Here is a 19,329-nt window from a genome sequence, read left to right on the forward strand (position 1 = left end):
CGTGATACTGGTGGTTACCTACTCGGTCGGGGCGCGACAGACGCTCCGGAACGTCTGCTCGGCCCACGAGGAAACGATCGTACGTCGACTCGGTCGGGCGGCGCTGTTCGAGGAGACGGAACTTGGGGCCTTTCTCGCGCTTCGACTCCGTGAGAAACACGGCTGTGACGTGCAGGTCGAACGGACGCGACCGTTCAACGAGTTCTCACTGGTTCCCGAATCGGTCAGGGAGGCTGCACAGGCCTACGAAGCCCGTTCTACCCCCAGCACGTCCTATGCGAAGTTCCAGTCGGGGACGGAGCATCCCCATCCGCGTGATCTTCAGGGGCAAACACTAACCGAATGACTGCGCAGCGAGGGCCATACGAGGGCGCATCTGGCAGTGGGATAGCGACTGCACCGGCTGCGGATCATCCCTCACGTCTTACAGCGACGATCGATGGGGTTACAGTTCGTGGCGTTGCGGTCGACCTCCGGCCGTGGTCGATCGATGCCGGGGACGCCGCCGCGGCAATCCGCGGGCGTGCTGACGAGTGTACCGTCGCGTGTTCGCGCCCCGGTTCGCTGTTTGACGCTGTCGGGGTGGTCGACCCCTCACTAAACGTATCACTTCGGCGGGTCCTCGCTGCGGTCGCACGTCGCCGCGGGTATCGGGCAGACGCCGCTGAGGAGCTCCGCCAGGTCCGGGTCGAACTTGCAACGCTTGCACCCCCCAGCTGTGATCGATCCAAGCAGCGGCGACAGGTCGCCACGGCCGGTGCCGACGAGGCTGAACTGGCCGAACGGGTCGCAACGATCCGCGGCGAACTGCAGGCCCGGCGTGACGCCGGTGTGGATGTCAGTGCCACCGAAAAGCGGCTCTCCGACGCTGTTGCTGCGCTGACGGATGCCCGGACTGAACGGCTATCGGCTGAACAGGCGCTCGACCGTGCTCGCGAGGACAGCAGGCCTTCCCGTAACCGGCGGGACCAACGTCTCCAGTTGCAGGATCGCGAGCGGAACCTTCAGCGGGTAATCCATCGTGAGCTTGCCGGCGCAGTCTACGACGAGTTCAAGGCTGCAGTTCGGCGTGTTCCCGGTGGAGCCGAAACGGGGCGTTCGGTCGACGGGTACGACGGCGATGACGTGACGGCTGCTCTTGCTGTTCTCCGGATGCTCCGAACGGCGACGCCAGCGGTCCTCGCAGTGGACCGGTTTGATGGCCCGAAACGGGCGGCACACACACTCGGTGTTCCCGTACTCCGGGTCTGAGCGGGCGGAAGTTCAAGTACGATCGGGCGGCGATCCGTTCTATGAAGTTGTCGTGGACTCAGCGGCGAGAGAACGGCGTAACGCTCGTCGAAGCGGTGATAGAGAGCACGGCGCCGACCGGCGAGGCGGCTGTAACGCTTCGAAGCACTCTCTCTGGACCGGTCTGGCCACCGCGATCACAGGGAGTGCCGGTGGCTGGCTGGGATGGCGATCGGTACGAGACGACCGTCGAGAGCGGCTGTCAGGTTGCTGTCGGCTTCGCAGCTCCCGGAGAGCCGTGTGAGCCCCCAGTCGAGATCGTCGAGCAAGAGCCGGTTGTGCGTGTCGATAACGATCAGGACGGGGCTGTCGATGCTGCCGACGTGCTCCGGGCGCTCGGTGATCCCACGCCACCTCGGAGAGCTATCCCGGCGTCGGTCCCCGATACTTCGGGTGCTGCTCCCTCGTTGCCGGAGGAGTGGCTCCCGGCTGGAAACGACCTGGGTGTCGAGACCGAACGTGAGCAATGATTCTGGCTGTGACAGGGGGAAAAGGTGGTGTCGGGAAGTCGACAGTCGCGCTAAACGTCGCTGCCGAACTCGACGCCGTGGTCGTTGATGCGGATCTCGGGATGGCAGATCTACCCGAGCGCCGAGGGCCCGACTTGCACGATGTCCTCGCGGGGCGCGCGGATCCGATCGAGGCTGTTGACGAGAGTGGACCCGTCGACTTGCTCCCCTGTGGTCGATCACTTCATGGGTTGAACGCCGCCGACCCACCCCGGCTCGTCGAGGCAGTCGAAACCGTCGAGCGAGAGTACGGTCGCGTCATTGTCGACTGTCCGGCCGGGATGTCGGCCGATGCCGGGCTCCCGTTGCACGTCGCCCAGCGCTGTCTACTGGTCACCTGTGCCGACGAGTTCGCGCTGCCCGACGCCATTCGTACACGAGCACTGGCACGGGTTCTCGACGCGGGGATCGAACGACTGGTACTCAATATGGCGGGCGAATCACCACCCGTCGATCGGGTTCGATCAGTGTTTGGGACGCCAGTCGTCACGATCCCGCGCTCCGACGCTGTTTCCCGGGCCCAGCGAACCGGTCGACCGGTTTCGACGGTCGCTCCGGGCGGTGGGCCAGCAGCACAGTTCGAATCGCTTGCAAGGGCGCTCCAGTCGGAGTGACCCGGGCCAGTCAGTCCATCTCGCACAACGCCTGAAACACCGACCGAAGCGTGACCGGTGAGACGTCCGCGACTGCCGACGCTTCTTTCTGTGTCAGGTTGTCGTCCAGTTCGCGCGCTGCGGTGTATAGACAGCCCGCGGCGACGCCGCTCGGATCGCGGCCGCCGAAGACGTTCGCCTCGCACCCTTCACCCGCCAGTTCGCGTGCGCGCCGCTCAAGCCCGGGGTCGAGGTCCAGTTCACTGGCAAAGCGGGGCAGATACTCACGCGGATCGATGGGACCAACGGGGAGTCCGAGCTCCCTGTTGAGCGCTCCGTAGGCGGCTTTGAACTCGTCCCGATCCGCACGGGCAACCGCCCCGATCTCGTCGATCGTTCGCGCGACGCCATTGACCCGGCAGGCAGCGTACGTCGTCGCCGCGGCAAACCCCTCCAGAGAGCGCCCACGCAGTAGATCCTCTTTCTGTGCGGAGCGAAAGAGCGAGCACGCGCCGTCCCGCACCGACTGTGGGAGCGAGAGCGCGGAGACCAGCCGTCGGATCTCAGTGAACGCGTACACCTGGTTACGCTCTACTTTCGTCGAGATCTGTGAGCGATTGTGTTCCCGGCGCATTCGTGCGACCTGTCGTCGTTTGCGGCCGGTGAGCCGAGTCCTGGAACCGGATCCAATCTCGGTTGACAGTCCTCTATCATGACGTGACCGAGTCAGGGGTGCGCCAGTTCGTTTTCGATTGCGGTCATCGTCCTCGAACGTTCGCCACTCCGGGCCCCGGTCGATCCGATCCGCACCGACAACCAGCCCACACTCCGAACAGAGTGTTTCGTCGCCGTCTACAGTCAATCCACCACCACACTCGGGACACGCGTTCGCCGTCGTACTGCCACTCATACAGTTGGATCTTGGTCCCGCTCAAGTATTTAAAGAAGTGATGAATATGGAATAAACTCCCGGATCGTCCCAGTCGAACGTACCGGTAACCGGTACGTTATGGTTTGTTTCAGAAAATTATTTGTAATACTATGAATAAGTGGGGACGATGCTTTCGGAGATCGCCGACGGTATCGAGCTCACCGAGCGCCAGCGCGATCGAGGGATTGCGACCGTCGATGAGACGGCCGAAACGCTGGCGGAGGGGCTCGTCGAGCACGCTGACGAGCTTCCCTGCCAGCCAGCGACGGCTGCGATGGTCGTCAATACCTACACCGCCGGGCGGAGCGTCGGCGACGTGGCACGCGAGGCTGGCGTGACACCGATGACCGCGGCCAAGACGCTCCACCTGCTCGGCGTCGATGGAATGTCGCCGCTCGCTCCGCGGGCACGAGGGATCGTTCGAGACTGGCAACGTGGTGAGATCTCACGTACCGACGCGGAAACACTCGTGCAGGCGAGCGAGACGGAGTTCGCACTGGCCGCGTTCATCGAAGCTCACGAGCCGATCGACGGTGTGACAGAGCTCACTTCGGCCGCGCTCGCCGAGCACGGCGACGCGGCGGTCGACAAGCGTGATCGGCTGGCCGAGACGATGAGCGGCGTCGGCGAACTTCGCTGATCAGGGACGAAGCCGTTCTGTCAGTCCCGGCTCCTCGAATGCGAGATCTAGCGAGCGATCGAACAGTCCTTCCGCGACCGCCACAACCGCCGGTGCGAACTCCGGGTCCAGCGCCGTGACGGCCGGTGCGTCGGTAACTGCCGTCAGTTCGCTTTCCGGCACTGCGATGCCGATCGAACCGTCCGGTACCTCCTCGCACCGGTTTGCGACCGCCAGATCGTCGGTCGTTCCAATGTCGGTCAGGCGGGCCCTCGTCCGCTGGAGTGCGTCGACGCCGCGGTTAGTTCCCGGGGCAACCAGTCCAACCCGATCAGTCGCGGTTACCGCCGCCACCGCCGGATTCGTAGCTACTGGCGGCGTGTCCACGAGCACGTACTCAAACTCGGTCGCTAGCTGATCGAGCACGTCCTCGAACGTCGTCGCTGCACCGGCAGTCTTGGCGCGGGCGAGCGCCCCGAACGAAGCACGGGACGGAAGGCATTCCAGCCGCCCCTCGGTGTCGATCGATAGCTCCTGCGTCGCTGCGAGCGGCCGTGGATCCTCACCGGTTACGAGCGTCACGATATCGTCGTCGATCCGACCGGGAACGTAATCGGAGAGTCCCTGCGTTCCGAACGCGACATCGGTCAGCGCGACATCCGCGCCGTCCATCGCGAGCGCGGTGCCCACTTCCACCGTCATTCGTGTTGCCCCTGCGCCGCCGGTAACGCCTGCAACCGCGGCCGTGGTAGGTGCCGTTTCCATAGAATATTGTTTATTTCTCTTCGAGCAAAAATATGTTCAAATATCTCTGGTGCCGTACTCGGTAGCCACCGCACATCCAACAACCCCACCGACGCCGAGGCGCTGGTGTCGCCAGCCATCATCGGCTTCGACGAGGATAGTTCCCTCCGCAGTCACAATGGACGTCCGGTCCCCGTATGCGATATCGATGGGTGTCTCGTCGACTGGGATCCGGACCGGTGCCCACCGGTCGCCGTCCGGGCTGGCCGTGTACAGCGTGTTGTCGATCACGGCGTGACGCCGCCCGCCGCCGTCGCTCGTGACGGCCGCCGCGTCGCCCTCGTGAAGCGTCATCCAGCCGTTCCCGAGCCGGTACAGCCCCGTTTCCGTAGCAGCGAGCGGCGTGCCTCTCGCATCGATGTCTCGGACACGGTCGAGTCCGGCTGCGACTAGTTCGCCGTCGATGACGCGGTAGACACCGTCTTCGGTTCCGACGAGCGCACTGTCGATCGCCCTGACCGCGCCCTCCGTGGTACCGATCTCGTCGACGCCCTCGGCGTCCACCCGTACGACACGCCCCCCGTCGTCGCCCGCGATGACGTCCTCGCCATCGAACCCGACTGCCGATGCCGGCCCGACGCCGAGATCGACCGGCTCCTCGCCCAGCAGCGTGACGTCCTCGTCGGTCGCTACGACGATCCGACCCGGCGCGCCAGCGATATCCCGGACCGGCGTGCGGTACTCCAGTCCGAACTCGCCGACGCGCGGGCCCGAGAGTGAGGCGACGACGACGCCGAGTTCAGTTCCGACGAACAGTCGGATTCGGCCCTCCTTGCCCCCGAAGATCCGTTTCTCCCTGATGTCGTCCATACGGGAGACCACGGTGCGGTGTTCCGAAAGGATTCCGACAGTGGTCTCGACTTGGCTGTCGCCCGCTCAGAACTCCGAATCCGACTCGACCGGCACGCCCTCGTCGCCGTCGAGATCGAACTCCTGTCGAAGCTCCCGGATGCGGTCGCGGATATCTGCGGCGAGCTCGAACTCCAGGTTCTCGGCGGCCTCGTTCATCCGGCGTTCGAGCTCCTGGATCTGTCGGGCGGCGTCGTCCTCGTCCACCGGTCCCTCGCCTGCCACGGAACTGGTGTCGGTCTTGCTGCCGGGGAGGTTCGTCTCGCCGATCTCCTTCTCGATCGTCGTCGGCTCGAAGCCGTTCGCTTCGTTGTACTCCTGTTGAATCTCCCGGCGGCGCTGGGTCTCGTCGATCGCCGCAGCCATCGAATCGGTCACCTCGTCGGCGTACAGCACGACTTCGCCATCGACGTTTCGGGCGGCCCGACCCATCGTCTGGACGAGCGTGGTCTCGGATCGGAGAAAGCCTTCCTGGTCGGCGTCAAGGATGGCGACCAGCGAGACTTCCGGGATGTCCAGCCCCTCCCGGAGCAGGTTGATCCCGACGAGCACGTCGATCTCGCCGAGTCGCAAGGAGCGGATCAGCTCGTGGCGCTCCAGCGTGTCCGTTTCGTCGTGCATGTAGGCCACGTCGATGCCTGCCTCTTCGAGGTATTCGGTGAGGTCCTCGGCCATCCGCTTGGTGAGGGTGGTCACGAGCGTCCGGTCGCCCGCCTCGATCTGGGCGTCGATGCGCTCCATGAGGTTCTCGACCTGCCCGGTTGCGTCCTCGACCTCGACTTTGGGATCGACAAGGTGGGTCGGACGAACGATCTGCTCGACGATCTGCCCCGAGTGCTCGCGCTCGTACTCGCCCGGCGTCGCGCTGACGTACAGCGTCCGGTCGGTCTTTTCCTCGAACTCCTCGAACGTGAGCGGGCGGTTGTCGAAGGCCGTCGGCAGCCGAAAGCCGTTCTCGACGAGCGATTCCTTGCGCGATTTGTCGCCCGCGAACTGGCCTTTGATCTGTGGGATCGTCTGGTGGGACTCGTCGATCACCGTCAGAAAGTCGTCGGGGAAGTAATCCATCAGCGTGTAGGGCGCTTCGCCGGACTCCCGATCCGCGAGATAGACCGAGTAGTTCTCGATGCCCGAGCAGTAGCCCGCCTCGCGCATCATCTCCAGGTCGAAGGTGGTGCGCTCCTCGATGCGCTGGGCGGCGAGCATGTCTCCCTTGCGCTCGAAGTAGGCGATCCGATCCTGCATGTCAGACTCGATCTGGGCGATGGCCTCTTCCATCGTGTCGTCGTCGACCGAGTAGTGCTCCGCAGGGTGAAAGAGAACGGCGGGCTCGTCACTCTCGACTGTCCCCTCCAGGGGGTCGACCTTGATCATCCGGTCGATCTCGTCGCCCCACAGCTCGACCCGTACCGCGTACCGGCCGTACATCGGGTAGATCTCGACGGTGTCGCCCCGGACCCGGAACGTGCCCTGCGTGAAGTCGACGTCGTTGCGCTCGTAGTTCAGGTCGACCAGCCGTTTCAGTAGCTCCTCGCGACCGATCTCCTGACCGACTTCGAGGCGCAGGGACATCCCCTCGTAGTTCGCCGGGTCACCGAGCCCGTAGATCGCGGAGACCGAGGCGACGACGATCACGTCCTCGCGCGTGAGCAGCGAGCGCGTCGCCGAGTGTCGTAGTTTGTCGATCTCGTCGTTGATCGAGGCGTCCTTGTCGATGTAGGTGTCGGTCTGCTCGACGTAGGCCTCTGGCTGGTAGTAGTCGTAGTAGGAGACGAAGTACTCGACGGCGTTGTTCGGGAACAGATTGCGGAACTCCTCGTAGAGCTGTGCCGCCAGCGTCTTGTTGTGGGCGATCACCAGCGTCGGCGTCTGGATCTCCTCGACGACCCACGAGACGGTGTTCGTCTTGCCCGATCCCGTCACGCCGAGCAGGGTCTGTTCGTCCATCCCTGACCGATAGCCCTCGGCGAGTTGCTGGATCGCTTCGGGCTGGTCGCCTGCGGGATCGAACGGCGCGTCCACCGCAAACGGTCGCTCCTGCTCCGGCCGGTCGGGCGAGAGCGGTCCGGAGTTCGTGTCGCTCATTACCAGTACCTGGTGTGGGAACCACTTGAGACGCTCGGCTACCGGAGCTCAGTACGGTCGCCGGTACACTTTTTCGTACAGGTACCTATACAATACACATGAGCAAGAACATCTCCATCTCCGATGACGTGTACCGCGAACTCAAGCGGGAGAAAGGTGATCGGAGCTTCAGTGAAGTGATCAGAGAATCAATCGAGAGTGGCACCCGACTTGCGGACGTGACGGGAAACGGTGTGCTTGATCCGGACGCTCATGAGGACGTCAAAGCCGACATCGAACGGATGAGCAAAGGGACTCTCGATCGGGTCGACGATGAAACTCTGTGATACGTCCGTTCTCGTCGATATCGACCGTGGCGATGTCGCCGACCGTGTCGAACGGCTCGACGACGAAGGACGGCATGCGATCAGCAGCGTTAGCGTCACCGAACTGCGCCTTGGACTCAACAATCGATTCGGTGACCACGAGCCGCCATCCGACGTCGTTACTGGCCTCGAACGGTTGATCGCACGGTTCGAGATCATCGACGTGAGTCGTCCGATCGCGGTTGCTGCCGCGGATATCGTTACCGAACTCGAACGCAAGGGGAAACCACTTCACGATCTGCACGATGTCTATATTGCTGCCACCGCCCAGACACAGCAACTGTCGGTCGTAACCGCTAACGTCGATCACTTCGACCGTATCGATGACGTCGATGTTGTTGACTGGGAACGGTTCTGACACCGGTTGATCGTTCCTTCACCTTCCGTAGTAGAGATACGAGAACAGCACGAACGCGACCGCTCCGCCTGCGACACCGCCGACATAGCCGAACGGGAGGTCCAGTGACTCGAACAGTATCCAGCCGCCGCCAAACCCGACGAGGATGACGAACGCGATCAGTAACCCGAACTTCCACTGGCCGAAGGTGTCCGTGTTCTGTGAGCTAGCCATACTAGTCCGTGATGGACGCCGCGGAAAAGCCTTGTTCCGCCACTGTTTTACTCCCGCTCGCCGTCCCCTCGATCGATGAGTACCCCGTTGTCGAACGTCTCCGAGAGTCGGGCCGCGATGGGTCTCGGCGCGCTCCTCGTTCTTGCCGGATCGGCGCTGCCGTGGTGGGTGACGCCGGTGGAGTCGAGTACTGGACTGGCAGGCGACGGCGTCTTCACCATGCTCTTTGGCGCGGTCGTCCTCGGTATCCTCGTCTTTCAGGAGCAAAACGAGCGGACGGGAATCGTCGTCGCTGGCTTCGGCGCGCTGACTGCGGTCGTCGCCGGGTGGTTCTGGTACGGGACGGCCACGGATCCGGCTGTTGCGGCCGGTTCCGGCGTCTACCTGACGCTGCTCGGCGCGGGGACGCTGCTCGCTGGCGGATGGATGGGCTATCGCGGGACGCAGGACTGACACACACTTTTGGGAGAACGGCTTTGTTCCTCCTCGATGAACACTCGGGCATGACGAACGAACTCGCAGACGCGAGCGAGGCGCTTCGAGCGGCGAGCGAACTCGCCGACCAGCATCGTGACCGACTGTACGAGCGGTCGAACGCGCTCGCCGAACTGGCTGCCGGTGACGCGCAGGTCGATCACGGGCGGCTGGCCCGCGAGACGACCAAACTCCACGAGATCGAAGGCGACCTCGCCGACGAGTCTGCTGAACTCGTCGAACAGGCGCGTGAGTTGATCGCGGCGTATCGGGAGGATCTGGAGGGCGTCTAGCTCGGCAGCTGATCCGCCAGCAGTTCGTAGGTTTCGGTCGGCATCGCCACGCCGGGTGGCCCGGTGGCTTCCTCGGCGAACTGCAGGCGCAGGTACGTTACCGAGCCGAGTGGCACCGGCTGAACGGACTCGACCGCGGTCAGATCGATTTTCCGACCCTCGAAGGTAATCCTGTCAGCTTCGGGATCGTACTCGCCGTCGCCTTCCAGCAGCGCCCGGGCGGGGAAGACGATCGCCGCGAGAACGAGCACGACCCCCGCCACCGCACCGTTAATCGTGAGCGTCGTCGCACCGATGAAGTACGCGAGCAGGAGCTGGATGGCGACGACGTCGGCGACCAGCAGGCCGTCTCGTCGGTTCCAGTCTCGACCTGACCTGTCGGTCGCGCTGGCACCGAGACGGCTCCGGTTGACGATCGGCAGGAGGACGTGCAGGGCGAGCGCGACGCTCACCAGCGCGACGACGCCGTAGAGGGTTGCCGACAGCAGGCTAGCAAAGGGTGTCGCCACGAACGGGTAGACGAGCACGACCGCGAGCAGTGAGCCGCCGATATACGCCACGACGCCTGCGGTGAACCACCGCAACAGCGGCGTCTCCGTCAGAACCGACCACTCGACGGTATCGGCATCCTCTGGCATCGACTCGTGATTTCCGGCGCGCCGACGAAAAGCTGACTATTCAACAGACCGGCTTCGGGTTCACGCCCATCGCTTCGAGCCGGTCGGTGTACTCGTCGTAGGCTGCCTGAATCACGGTGCTGGCGGCGTCTTCGGCGGCCTGCCAGTCACCGTCGTCCGCACAGACCTCATCGAGCAGGTCCAGGAGGCGCTCCTCGCGCTCGTCCAGCACGTCGCCGTAGCCGCGGAACGTCGAGGCTGTCGTCGGGTCAGCCTCGCCGACAAAGAAGCCGGTGCGCTGTTCGGTGAGCTTGCCCGCGACGAGCGCCGCGCCGACGAGTCCGCCGAGCCGCTCGACCGTCGAGTCGGCCTCCCGGAGCTGTTCCTGTGCTGGCGGGACCGCTCCCGGATCGTGGTCGTCCAGTTTGTCGAGCAGGTCCTCGTAGTGGCTCGCCTCCTCGCTCGCGAACTCGTCGTACGCCGCGGCGGCCGCGGCGTTGCTCTCCTGGGGTACCCACCCGGCGACCGTCTCGCTTGCGGCGTGGAGCCGGTCGGCCGCGCTGGTCAGAACTGCCGTTTCGGTCATCTCGCCGTCGGTGTTGGCGTACAGGGCCTTGGAGGAGCCGAGCCGCGAGAGCGCCGTCTCGTTCGCGCTCCGGACGCGTTCGTCGAAGTCGTCGGTCATGCTTGCCCGTACGGCGTTCGGTCGCTTGTAACCACCGACTGCGTCGTCGTGCGGCGGCAGCCTTCCGTCTCCGATGGTACATTGTAACTTTGTATACAACGTGTCACAACATGGACGGTCGCACCTCAGTCGGCCCCCTCGAATGCCTCCGTACCGACAAAGTCGATCCGTCCCTCGAACCGGTACCAGCCACAGGCGAGCGCAGCACCCACGGCGTTGGCGACCATGTCGAGAACGTCGTAGCGCCGGTAGGGGACGAACGCCTGTGCTATCTCGATGCCGACCCCGTACAGCGTCGCGAGGCCGAAGACGAGCATGGCTTTCGTCCGTACAGACAGGCCGGCCTCCACCAGCGCGTACGCCAGCAGGAGTCCAAAGCCCAGATACGTCGCCGCGTGCCAGAGCTTGTCGAAGCCAATCGTCCCTGTCTCCGGTGTGTCGGGCGGGACGACGAGCAGGGAGGCGGCCGCGATCGCTGCGGCGGCGACTACAACGGCGCTCCAGCGAAGCCAGCGCGGGACGAGCGGGAGTCGAACCATCGGCTATGCGGTGGCTGTACTCCAATAAAAACGTGTAGATGTGCTTCACGGCTCGCAACCGCGCTCGCCGCTTCACTACGAGGTCGACTCCCTCGCTACGCTCAGTCGTCGCCCTCGCCCTTCTCGATCGGCGCACCAACCAGATTACCCCATTCCGTCCAGGAGCCGTCGTAGTTGACGGTGTCCTCGTAGCCGAGCAGTTCGTGGAGCGCGAACCACGCAACTGACGAACGCTCGCCGATCCTGCAGTACGCGACGGTCGTCGAGTCGCCCTCGATGCCGTAGTCTGCGTAGAGTTCCTGCAGTTCGTCGAAGTCCTTGAACGTCCCGTCGTCGTTGGTGACGGCCGCCCAGGAGATGTTCTCCGCGCCGGGGATGTGGCCGCCGCGCTGGGCGGTCTCCTGCAATCCCGGGGGTGCGAGGATCTCACCGGAGTACTCCTCGGGCGAGCGGACGTCTACGAGGGGCAGGCCCCGATCGATCGCGTTCTCGACGTCGTCGCGGTATGCGCGGATGCTCTCGCGCGGGCCGGACGCGTTGTAGTCGACGGCGGAGAACTCGGGAACCTCGTCGGTCGTCGGATAGTCGTTCCCGATCCAGTACTCGCGGCCGCCATCGAGCAGGCGGACGTCGCCGTGGCCGTAGTACTTGAACTGCCAGTAGGTGTAGGCGGCGAACCAGTTGGCGTTGTCGCCGTAGAGGACGACCGTCGAGTCCTCGGTGATACCGTGGCTGCCCAGCAGCTCCTCGAAGTCCTCCTTGGTCAGGATGTCACGGGTCGTCTGGTCCTGCAGCTGGCTCTCCCAGTTGAACCCGATCGCGCCGGGCGCGTGGGACTCCTCGTAGGCTTCGGTGTCGACGTCGACCTCCACCAGTCGATACGCGGGATCGTCGCTCTCGAACTCGTCGAGATGCTCTTCGACCCAGTCGGCCGAGACCAGTACGTCGTTTGCATACTCAGTGTCCGTCATACACCAATTCGTACGATAGGCAGGGTTAAAGGCGCTCTACCCCCGGCAGCAACCGCCCCTCGTGGCTTGTTCGGGCAACGATTGCCGTCACCTCGGAGCCAGTACGCTCGTGTACGATGTGCCGGACCCGATACCCGTCATACGATGGGTATGGATGACTCCAACACCGGCAGTACTGTCCGCAGCCGCCGAGTGACAGATAGACAGCGGACGCCCGCGTCTTCAGGCGCGGGTCCGAACGATAGGTATAGCGAAACGACGACCGGCTACAGTTCGCCGGGAGTCTCCTCTCGAACGCGCTTTTCGCCTTCGAGAAGCAACCCCTTCCACGTCAGACCGCGGTGTTGCTTCAGCTCTTTCAGCCGTTCATACTGGTCGTCGTCATCGAACTCAATCCGAATCTCAACCATATAATATCACATGCACCACACATTTATGTGTATTGCGGTCATAAGAGTAGTTCATGAAGCGGACCAATCAGTTCGTCGTTCGCCCGCGATCCGAACAGGATCGGGAGCTACTACACGAACTGTTGGACGCTTCTGCCAGTCTTTGGAACGAACTCACCTACGAGCGCCGCCAGCAGTTCTTCGACGGCGAGAGCGTGTGGGACACCGAGGACTACCGCAAGAAGTACGTCGGCGTTCTCGGCAGTGCCACGGCACAACAGCTCATTCGGAAGAACAAGAGCGCGTGGCAGTCGTTCTTCGCGCTCAAAGAGGAGGGCGAGGAGTGTTCCCCACCCGGCTACTGGGGGAACGAGGACGACGGCCGCGAGCTGCGGACCTACATCCGAAACGACCAGTACACGCTCGAAACCGGCAACCGGAGCCGACTCGAAATCCCGGTCGGACAAGACCTGAAAGACGAGTACGGGCTTGGATACTACGAACGTCTGCGCCTCGAAGTTGCTGGCGAGCCAAAGTGGAATGGCGATCAGGGCCGGTTGGAACTGTGCTACGACGAGCGTTCGGACCAATTCAGGGCCTTTCAGCCTGTTACGGTAGACAATTCTCGACAGGATTCACCACTGGCCAACGAAACGGCCGCTCTGGACATTGGAGCGAACAACATCGTCGCCTGTACGACCACCACCGGCACGCAACTGCTGTACGAGGGCCGCGACCTGTTCGAGCAGTTCCGCGAGACGACGCACCGGATCGCCGAACTCCAGTCGAAACTCGACAACCAGCGACGGACGAGCAAGCGAATCGACCGGCTGTACCGACGCCGGACACGTCGCCGCGATCACGCACAAAACGCGCTTGCTCGCGATCTGATCGAGCGTCTGTACGACGAGGGGGTCGCAACGGTGTATGTCGGCAACCTCACCGACGTTCTCGAAACGCATTGGTCGGTGCGGACAAACGAGAAGATCCACAACTTCTGGGCGTTCCGGAGGTTCATCGATCGACTCGCGTGTACAGCCGAGGAGTACGGGATCAGCGTCGAGGTTCGGTCGGAGGCGTGGACCAGTCAGACGTGTCCGAACTGCGGATCGACAGAGGACACGACGCGATACCAAGACACGGTAACGTGTACCTGCGGGTACGAAGGACACGCGGACCTCACGGCAAGCGAGACGTTCCTGAGACGTCATCAGAACTCGCTGAGTTCTGATTGGCGAACGAACGACGTGTCTCGTCAACGGCACGAAGCGGTAGCACGGCCGATGGCACGGCCCGTGTGCCTCAAGTGGGACGACCATTCATGGTCGGAGCAATCACACTCTCACCGTCCCAACGAGGAGCACACAAACCGGAGTATCCACGGCTAGGAGAAAGTCGCTCGTGTGGGGGTGTTTCGGCATGAGCCGAGATTCCCAGCGCGAGGATTCCCGCGCCCTTCAGGCGCGGGAGGATGTCAAGGTTACGGCTGGCGGTTTCCACGAGTTAATACCGCCCGCTTCCGTATCGACGATCATGATCCAATTCGTTTCGACGGAGTGGCTTGCCGACCGGCGCAACGATGTGCGGGTCGTCGACGTCCGGGACGACTGGGAGTACTCCGGTATCGGCCACATCCCCGGTGCGGTCTCGATCCCCTTCGATCGCTTCCGCGCCGAGGACGGCGACGAGGGGATGCTTCCGGGTCCGGATGTCTTCGCTGACCTGCTTTCGGAAGCGGGAATCGAACCGGGCGACCCACTCGTCGCGTACGACGACACCCATGGCGTCTTCGCGGCCCGCTTTCTCGTCACCGCGCTGTGTTACGGCCACGAACCGCTCTACCTGCTCGACGGCGATTACAGCGCGTGGAACCGCGAGCACGAGACGACGACCGACGCTGCGGCCATCGAACCGACCGCCTACGAGATCACGATGCCCGAGACGACGCCGCTGGTCGACTACGACACGGTCGAGACCGCCATCGACGACCCGGACGCCGTGCTGGTCGATACCCGGAACGAGAGTGAGTTCGACGAGGGCCATCTCCCGGGTGCCGTCCTGCTCAACTGGAAGGATCTCGTGGACGACGAGAGCCGGGGGTTGCGTCCCGAAGCCGAGCTACGGGAGGTCCTCGACGACCACGGCATCACTCCGGATCGACGGATCGTGCTCTACTGCAACACCGCACGGCGGATCAGTCACACCTACGCCGTCCTCACACATCTCGGCTACGAGGACGTCGACTTCTACGAGGGAAGTCTCACCGAGTGGACTGCCGCGGGCGGGCCAATCGAAACGACCGATTGAGAACGCTGTGTACGGTCCAATCGTGCCGCTGTCTATTGCATCTCCAGTTGAAATGAAGGGGTTCAGGCAGCGCTATCGGATAACTGCGGATTTCCTAGTCGTTGGACATCGAATATAATTGCTTTGGTTTCACTCTTCGCCTGTCAGTGCCGATCCCAGAACCGTTCTAGCCCGAACGCCAGCATGTCAGGGCTCACGGGCTGGAACTCCTCACCGGGGAGGTACTTGCGGACGCTGTCCCAGCTATCCCGGGCATAGCGTGCGTCGGCGAGCACGCGGACGCCGACCTCCTCGGGGCTGCGGATCACACGGCCGATCGCCTGTCTGGCCTTCCGGACCGCCGGGACCGTCAGCGCGTACTCGAACCCCTCGCCGAAGGCGTCGTCGTAGGCGGTCCGGATCGCTCGGGTTCGTGGAGAGGTGGTGTCGACGATCGGCACGCCACAGATGATCGCCGCAGCGAGCCGGTCGCCGCGGTAGTCCACTCCCTCGGTCAGCGTCCCGCGCAGGCTCGTCACGAGCACCTTCCCCTCGCCGTCGAAGAAGTCGGCTTTCAGCTGCTCGGTCGCGTCGTCCCCGCTCGACTCGTCGATCAGGACCGGCTTCTCGACCCGCTCGCGCAGGCGCTCGGCTGCCCACTCCGCTTCCGAGTAGCTTGGCATCCCCACGAGGACGTTCCCCGGACTTCTGGCGACGGTTTCGATCGCATCGGCGTAAGAACGTCTGGTCGGGTTCTCCTCGCCGGGGCTCCCGCGGTTATCGTAGGTGAACTTCGGGAGGTCGACCGCGAAGCTCTCGCGGTTCTCCGCGGGGAAGGAGAGTCCGTAGGTCCGCTCGACCACCGGGCGTTCCTCTGCCTCTCTGAGGTGTTCGAGTCCCGTGACCTCGGCGAAGACGTCGACGGGTTCGAGCGTCGCACTCATCAGGACGCCGCCGCCGAACTCCGCGAGACGCTCGCCGATCACGTCGCCGGGCACGCAGTTGTGGATCGTCAGCGCGGCGTTGTACGCGCGCCGCCACGAGCCCGACGGCTCCGTGTCGTCCCACGTCCGGTCGAGTTCGATCTCGCGGAAGTGCCGTTCGTGGTCAGCCCGGTACCACCGGCCGAGCACGCGTCCGACCCCCGGTGTCGCGCGCTGTTTGGTATCGTCTTCGTCCTCGTCGAGAATCCGCTTTACGACCGCGCCGACGGTCTCCCCGCGGCTCCACACCCGGTCGCCGTAGCCCGCCCGTTCGGCCCACTCCGTGATCTCGTCGACCTGTGGCGTTTCGGGATCACGGAGCGGGATCTCGTCGTCGGGCAGGTCGTTCAGCTGGCTCTTCCAGCCCCGATGCTCGCGCTCCAGATGCGCCGTGACCTGTCGATCCAGCTCCTCGCGGAGGTCCCGGACGAACGAGCGTAGCCCCTCGACCTCGTCGATACCGACGTCCGCCTCCTGTAGTTCTGCACGCACGAGATCGGCGTCCGCGCTCGTCTCTCCCTCCCGGCCCTCGAACTCGACGGCCTGAAGCACACGGGTCAGTTCGCGTTCGGCGTCTCTGAGACTACGGTCGGCCATCGAGTCGCTGACCAGGTCCCGCACGCGCGGTTCGAGCATGTGTGCCTCGTCACAGATCACGAACGTCGAGTCATCAAGCAGCGCGCCGGTAAACGACCCAGTGGTGGCCGGATCGAACGCGTGGTAGTAGTTGCCGATCACGACCTCGACGTGGCCCAGCAGCGCGCCCATCATCGAGTGCGGGCAGGTGCCCGCCGCGGTCGACTCGGCGACGAGTTCCTCCGGGCTCATCAGTCCAGCGTCGGTGAAATCGAACGGGACGGCTTCGGCCGGGTCGCCATCACTGTCGTCAGGCCGGTCCTCCAGATACTGGGCGTAGAATGGGCAGTACTGCACGCCCTCGTATTCGGGCAGTCCTGTGGGATACGGCGAGGGCTCGCCCGCCGTTTCGAGGTACTCCGCGCCACCGTCGCTACCCGAGTCCGCCAGCCCGACCTGCTGGCTGCGCGCGTCGCTCGTCAGGGCTGTCGCGGTCGTTGGACCGTCACCGGTCAGCGAGCGCGTCGTCTCCCGCAGGTCCTCACAGCGGTCGTAGACGTTCGTATCGTCGATGCCCGCCGCGCGCTCGCGGCTGTACGGGCAGACGTCCGCCTTCCCCACGAGGGTCAGCCCCGAAACATCCCGCCAGTCCTCGGGCAGATCCCTGTTGATCCGCTCCAGATCGTCCTCGAACTGCCGGAGCTGTTGCTTGACGCTCGTGAGGACGAGCACGCGCTCGAAGTCCGAGTCCGGGTCGCGTACCAGATGGATCCCCGCACTCAGTGCGAGCATCGTCTTGCCAGTCCCGCAGGCACCCTCCAGCGCGAGGAAGCCGCCGTCCTTGGCGGCCCCGATGGCCGTCTCGACGCCGTCGACCTGCTCGTCGTATGGCTCGGCGTGTCCGAACACCTGCCGCCAGTCGTCGTCTGTCACTCGGGTAGTTCTCGGCGCGCGCTCGGATAAAAGGCTGTGGACCGCGTGGCGTGCAACGACCCTATGGGCCTCGGCCGAATACTCCGGGTATGAGCGACACCGAGTTCGACGTCGACGCCTGGGAGGAGGAACTCAGGGAGCAGCGCGCCGAGAAGGACCGTTTTCTCGCCGAGCACCGCCAGTCGCCGATCCCGCCCGAGCAGCGCGAGGAGTTCGAGGGGCTGGAGTACTTCGATCCGGACCCCGAGTATCGCGTCGACGCCGCCGTAACCGTCCACGAGGACCCTGCTCCCGTCACGATGGATACCAGCGCAGGGACCGAGGTCAGGTACCTCCGCACCCTGACGCTCGCCTTTCTGGTCAACGGTGTCGAACAGCATCTCCACGCCTACCAGCAGGACGGCGACGGGGGGTACTTCGTCCCGTTCCGCGACAAGACGACCGGCCAGCAGACCTACGAGGGCGGCCGGTACATCGAGTTCGAGAGCGACCGCGAGCTGGAGACGGGCGACGAGATCGTCCTTGACCTCAACCTGGCGTACTCACCGTTCTGTGCCTACAGCGAGACGTTTGCCTGTCCGCTTCCGCCCGAGGAGAACTGGCTCGACGTCGTGATTCCGGCGGGCGAGAAGTCGTTGTAGTCGCTGGGATCGGTTGCTGTCTGTTTGTTTGGTTCTCCGTGCTGGACAGGCTGGCATCACAATGTAACATTGTAACATTCTGCACAAAGTAACGATCGGAGTGTTCTGGGTCTGTGTGTCGAGCATCCTGTACCGTAGCCTCGATGAAAGCCCCCGCGCCGCTCGGCGGCTCTGCGCCCGTGCGCTCCTCGCTTCGCTGCGGTGCTAACAGGCCGCGGACCCACCGACCGGCACGGCCCCTTTCGATCCACCCAACACAGCCTCGTCCTCCCCAGCCTCGTCCTCCCCAGCCTCGTCGCTCCACTCCGTTCCGCGACATCCCTCGCACAGGTTAGCTGGCGACGAGCGCCAGCCAGCGCGCGCCACCGCAACCGCCACGGAACCGCATCCCCTGCGGGGCCGCGAGCGCGTGCCGTCGGGCCGCGCGAGGCGGGGAAAGGCAGGTGTGGTCGCCGTCCTGGCGGATCGAAAGGGCGAGGGGCGGTGGCATACCTGGTCGTCACAGCGACCCCTATCGCCGGAGGCGATATGTCGCTGTGCGACTGCCAGCGGCCCGAGGGCTTTCAGGTTCTCAGCGATAGGCTTTGAGAGGTACTCCTGTGAACTATCCGCGAACCTTAGGGCACGACGCCGACGGTCAGCAGCGTCCCGAACTCCCGGTAGCGCTCGACCATCGCCTCACGACTGTCCCACTCCTCGGTTGGAAACTCGCTCGCGGGCGGGATCTCGGTCTCCCGATCCGGGATATTGTCCTGCTCGGCGACGTGAAGCCCGGCCTCGCGGAACGCCTCGCGGTACTCCGCGCGATCCCAGCGAGTCATCTCGATCTCGATGAACTCCTGCCACTCGTGGGAGTGGACGTTCTCCTCGTAGTAATTGACTGCACAGTAGACGGTGCCGCCGGGTCGGAGGATCCGCCGGATCTCCCGGAGCGTCTCGACGGGATCGGCGGCGTAGTAGAATGCCTCCATCGAGAAGACGTGATCCACGCTGTCGTTGGCGAAGGGGAGGTCGCCGAAGTCACCGATCAGGAAGCCAACGCTGTCGTCGTCGGTGTACTCGCGGGCGTTGTGTGCCATCTCGGGCGAGCCATCGAGGCCGTAGGCACGTCCTGCCCCGCCAGCATCGCGCAGCGCGCGGGCGGCGTAGCCGCTTCCACAGCCCAGATCCAGTACAGTCTCGCCGTCCTCGACGGGCATGCGCGAGAGGACGTGTTTCGCCGTGTGCCAGTGGCGCTGTTCCATTCCCCGATCCCGTCCCTCGCTCGCCCAGTCGTCGAACTCCTCGCGAACGCTCATATCGACACCAGGCCACCCGAGGTAAAAA

25 protein-coding genes are annotated in these 19,329 nt (G+C 64.2%); 12 read left to right on the plus strand and 13 right to left on the minus strand.

What is annotated here, in order from left to right; all coding sequences use genetic code 11:
• Window position 1 precedes the first annotated feature (1 nt).
• Genes AArcS_RS00320 through AArcS_RS00335 form a run of 4 tightly spaced genes read left to right on the plus strand, consistent with a single transcriptional unit; the run spans window position 2 to window position 2,413 of the window.
• Complete coding sequence (locus AArcS_RS00320) at window positions 2-346, plus strand: DUF7855 family protein (protein ID WP_238478440.1); 345 nt, start codon at window positions 2-4, stop codon at window positions 344-346.
• The gene (locus AArcS_RS00325; RefSeq protein ID WP_238478441.1) at window positions 343-1,251 is read left to right on the plus strand and encodes a DUF7856 family protein; all 909 of its coding nucleotides are present in this window, start codon (window positions 343-345) and stop codon (window positions 1,249-1,251) included. Before AArcS_RS00320 ends, AArcS_RS00325 begins: the two co-directional genes overlap by 4 nt.
• Window positions 1,252-1,292: 41 nt before the next feature.
• On the plus strand, window positions 1,293-1,760 hold the full coding sequence (locus AArcS_RS00330) for a DUF7857 domain-containing protein (RefSeq protein ID WP_238478442.1): 468 nt from the start codon (window positions 1,293-1,295) through the stop codon (window positions 1,758-1,760).
• Window positions 1,757-2,413 (plus strand): MinD/ParA family ATP-binding protein, encoded by a 657-nt coding sequence (locus AArcS_RS00335; protein WP_238478443.1) that lies wholly within the window; start codon window positions 1,757-1,759, stop codon window positions 2,411-2,413. Before AArcS_RS00330 ends, AArcS_RS00335 begins: the two co-directional genes overlap by 4 nt.
• Before the next feature lie 10 nt (window positions 2,414-2,423).
• Here AArcS_RS00335 and AArcS_RS00340 read toward each other — a convergent pair whose 3' ends face one another.
• A complete protein-coding gene (locus tag AArcS_RS00340; RefSeq protein WP_238478444.1) occupies window positions 2,424-3,302 on the minus strand; it encodes a transcription initiation factor IIB in 879 nt (292 codons plus the stop codon).
• Between the two features lie 148 nt (window positions 3,303-3,450).
• Here AArcS_RS00340 and AArcS_RS00345 point away from each other — a divergent pair, with 148 nt between their 5' ends.
• On the plus strand, window positions 3,451-3,963 hold the full coding sequence (locus AArcS_RS00345) for a DUF7858 family protein (protein ID WP_238478445.1): 513 nt from the start codon (window positions 3,451-3,453) through the stop codon (window positions 3,961-3,963).
• Here AArcS_RS00345 and AArcS_RS00350 read toward each other — a convergent pair whose 3' ends face one another.
• From AArcS_RS00350 to uvrB, 3 genes are all read right to left on the minus strand, one after another.
• Entirely contained in the window at window positions 3,964-4,707 is a 744-nt protein-coding gene (locus tag AArcS_RS00350; protein WP_238478446.1) for a P-loop NTPase family protein, read from the minus strand.
• A gap of 36 nt (window positions 4,708-4,743) precedes the next feature.
• Window positions 4,744-5,556, minus strand: a complete 813-nt coding sequence (locus AArcS_RS00355; protein WP_238478447.1) for an HVO_0234 family beta-propeller protein — start codon at window positions 5,554-5,556, stop codon at window positions 4,744-4,746.
• A 66-nt stretch (window positions 5,557-5,622) separates the two neighbouring features.
• Window positions 5,623-7,680 (minus strand): excinuclease ABC subunit UvrB, encoded by a 2,058-nt coding sequence (uvrB, locus tag AArcS_RS00360; RefSeq protein WP_238478448.1) that lies wholly within the window; start codon window positions 7,678-7,680, stop codon window positions 5,623-5,625.
• Window positions 7,681-7,778: 98 nt separating this feature from the next.
• Between uvrB and AArcS_RS00365 the strand changes: the two genes are divergently transcribed.
• Both AArcS_RS00365 and AArcS_RS00370 read left to right on the plus strand, forming a co-directional pair.
• Window positions 7,779-8,006, plus strand: coding sequence for an antitoxin VapB family protein (locus tag AArcS_RS00365; protein WP_238478449.1), 228 nt, complete (start codon window positions 7,779-7,781; stop codon window positions 8,004-8,006).
• Complete coding sequence (locus tag AArcS_RS00370; protein ID WP_238478450.1) at window positions 7,993-8,403, plus strand: type II toxin-antitoxin system VapC family toxin; 411 nt, start codon at window positions 7,993-7,995, stop codon at window positions 8,401-8,403. The genes AArcS_RS00365 and AArcS_RS00370 overlap by 14 nt, the downstream gene beginning before the upstream one ends.
• A gap of 18 nt (window positions 8,404-8,421) precedes the next feature.
• Here the strand turns inward: AArcS_RS00370 and AArcS_RS00375 are convergent, their stop codons facing one another.
• Window positions 8,422-8,616 carry a DUF8144 family membrane protein gene (locus tag AArcS_RS00375; protein WP_238478451.1) on the minus strand — a complete coding sequence of 65 codons (195 nt, stop codon included), beginning with the start codon at window positions 8,614-8,616 and terminating at the stop codon, window positions 8,422-8,424.
• Between the two features lie 75 nt (window positions 8,617-8,691).
• Between AArcS_RS00375 and AArcS_RS00380 the strand changes: the two genes are divergently transcribed.
• Window positions 8,692-9,069: a hypothetical protein gene (locus AArcS_RS00380; protein ID WP_238478452.1), complete on the plus strand. Its 378-nt coding sequence runs from the start codon at window positions 8,692-8,694 to the stop codon at window positions 9,067-9,069.
• 50 nt (window positions 9,070-9,119) lie between these two features.
• Window positions 9,120-9,383, plus strand: coding sequence for a DUF7553 family protein (locus AArcS_RS00385; protein ID WP_238478453.1), 264 nt, complete (start codon window positions 9,120-9,122; stop codon window positions 9,381-9,383).
• Here AArcS_RS00385 and AArcS_RS00390 read toward each other — a convergent pair.
• The 5 genes from AArcS_RS00390 to AArcS_RS00410 all read right to left on the minus strand — a co-directional run bounded on the left by AArcS_RS00390 (window position 9,380) and on the right by AArcS_RS00410 (window position 12,605).
• Window positions 9,380-10,021: a hypothetical protein gene (locus AArcS_RS00390; protein ID WP_238478454.1), complete on the minus strand. Its 642-nt coding sequence runs from the start codon at window positions 10,019-10,021 to the stop codon at window positions 9,380-9,382. The genes AArcS_RS00385 and AArcS_RS00390 overlap by 4 nt on opposite strands.
• A 40-nt stretch (window positions 10,022-10,061) precedes the next feature.
• The gene (locus AArcS_RS00395; protein WP_238478455.1) at window positions 10,062-10,685 is read right to left on the minus strand and encodes a rubrerythrin family protein; all 624 of its coding nucleotides are present in this window, start codon (window positions 10,683-10,685) and stop codon (window positions 10,062-10,064) included.
• A 125-nt stretch (window positions 10,686-10,810) separates the two neighbouring features.
• A complete protein-coding gene (locus tag AArcS_RS00400; protein ID WP_238478456.1) occupies window positions 10,811-11,224 on the minus strand; it encodes a VanZ family protein in 414 nt (137 codons plus the stop codon).
• 101 nt (window positions 11,225-11,325) lie between these two features.
• Complete coding sequence (locus tag AArcS_RS00405) at window positions 11,326-12,195, minus strand: sulfurtransferase (protein WP_238478457.1); 870 nt, start codon at window positions 12,193-12,195, stop codon at window positions 11,326-11,328.
• 266 nt (window positions 12,196-12,461) lie between these two features.
• Window positions 12,462-12,605, minus strand: a complete 144-nt coding sequence (locus AArcS_RS00410; RefSeq protein ID WP_238478458.1) for a hypothetical protein — start codon at window positions 12,603-12,605, stop codon at window positions 12,462-12,464.
• A 53-nt stretch (window positions 12,606-12,658) separates the two neighbouring features.
• Here AArcS_RS00410 and AArcS_RS00415 point away from each other — a divergent pair, with 53 nt between their 5' ends.
• Both AArcS_RS00415 and AArcS_RS00420 read left to right on the plus strand, forming a co-directional pair.
• Window positions 12,659-13,972 (plus strand): RNA-guided endonuclease InsQ/TnpB family protein, encoded by a 1,314-nt coding sequence (locus AArcS_RS00415; RefSeq protein ID WP_238478459.1) that lies wholly within the window; start codon window positions 12,659-12,661, stop codon window positions 13,970-13,972.
• 145 nt (window positions 13,973-14,117) lie between these two features.
• Window positions 14,118-14,891 carry a sulfurtransferase gene (locus AArcS_RS00420; protein WP_238480028.1) on the plus strand — a complete coding sequence of 258 codons (774 nt, stop codon included), beginning with the start codon at window positions 14,118-14,120 and terminating at the stop codon, window positions 14,889-14,891.
• Between the two features lie 143 nt (window positions 14,892-15,034).
• Here the strand turns inward: AArcS_RS00420 and AArcS_RS00425 are convergent, their stop codons facing one another.
• Window positions 15,035-17,362 carry an ATP-dependent DNA helicase gene (locus AArcS_RS00425; protein WP_238478460.1) on the minus strand — a complete coding sequence of 776 codons (2,328 nt, stop codon included), beginning with the start codon at window positions 17,360-17,362 and terminating at the stop codon, window positions 15,035-15,037.
• Between the two features lie 89 nt (window positions 17,363-17,451).
• Here AArcS_RS00425 and AArcS_RS00430 point away from each other — a divergent pair, with 89 nt between their 5' ends.
• Window positions 17,452-18,003: a DUF1684 domain-containing protein gene (locus AArcS_RS00430; protein WP_238478461.1), complete on the plus strand. Its 552-nt coding sequence runs from the start codon at window positions 17,452-17,454 to the stop codon at window positions 18,001-18,003.
• 204 nt (window positions 18,004-18,207) lie between these two features.
• Here the strand turns inward: AArcS_RS00430 and AArcS_RS00435 are convergent, their stop codons facing one another.
• Both AArcS_RS00435 and AArcS_RS00440 read right to left on the minus strand, forming a co-directional pair.
• Window positions 18,208-18,381 carry a hypothetical protein gene (locus AArcS_RS00435; protein WP_238478462.1) on the minus strand — a complete coding sequence of 58 codons (174 nt, stop codon included), beginning with the start codon at window positions 18,379-18,381 and terminating at the stop codon, window positions 18,208-18,210.
• Between the two features lie 239 nt (window positions 18,382-18,620).
• Window positions 18,621-19,301, minus strand: coding sequence for a class I SAM-dependent methyltransferase (locus AArcS_RS00440; protein ID WP_238478463.1), 681 nt, complete (start codon window positions 19,299-19,301; stop codon window positions 18,621-18,623).
• Between the last annotated feature and the right edge of the window lie 28 nt (window positions 19,302-19,329).

Source organism: Natranaeroarchaeum sulfidigenes, from assembly GCF_017094485.1.
In the GTDB taxonomy this organism is placed as follows: Archaea; Halobacteriota; Halobacteria; order Halobacteriales; family Natronoarchaeaceae; genus Natranaeroarchaeum; species Natranaeroarchaeum sulfidigenes.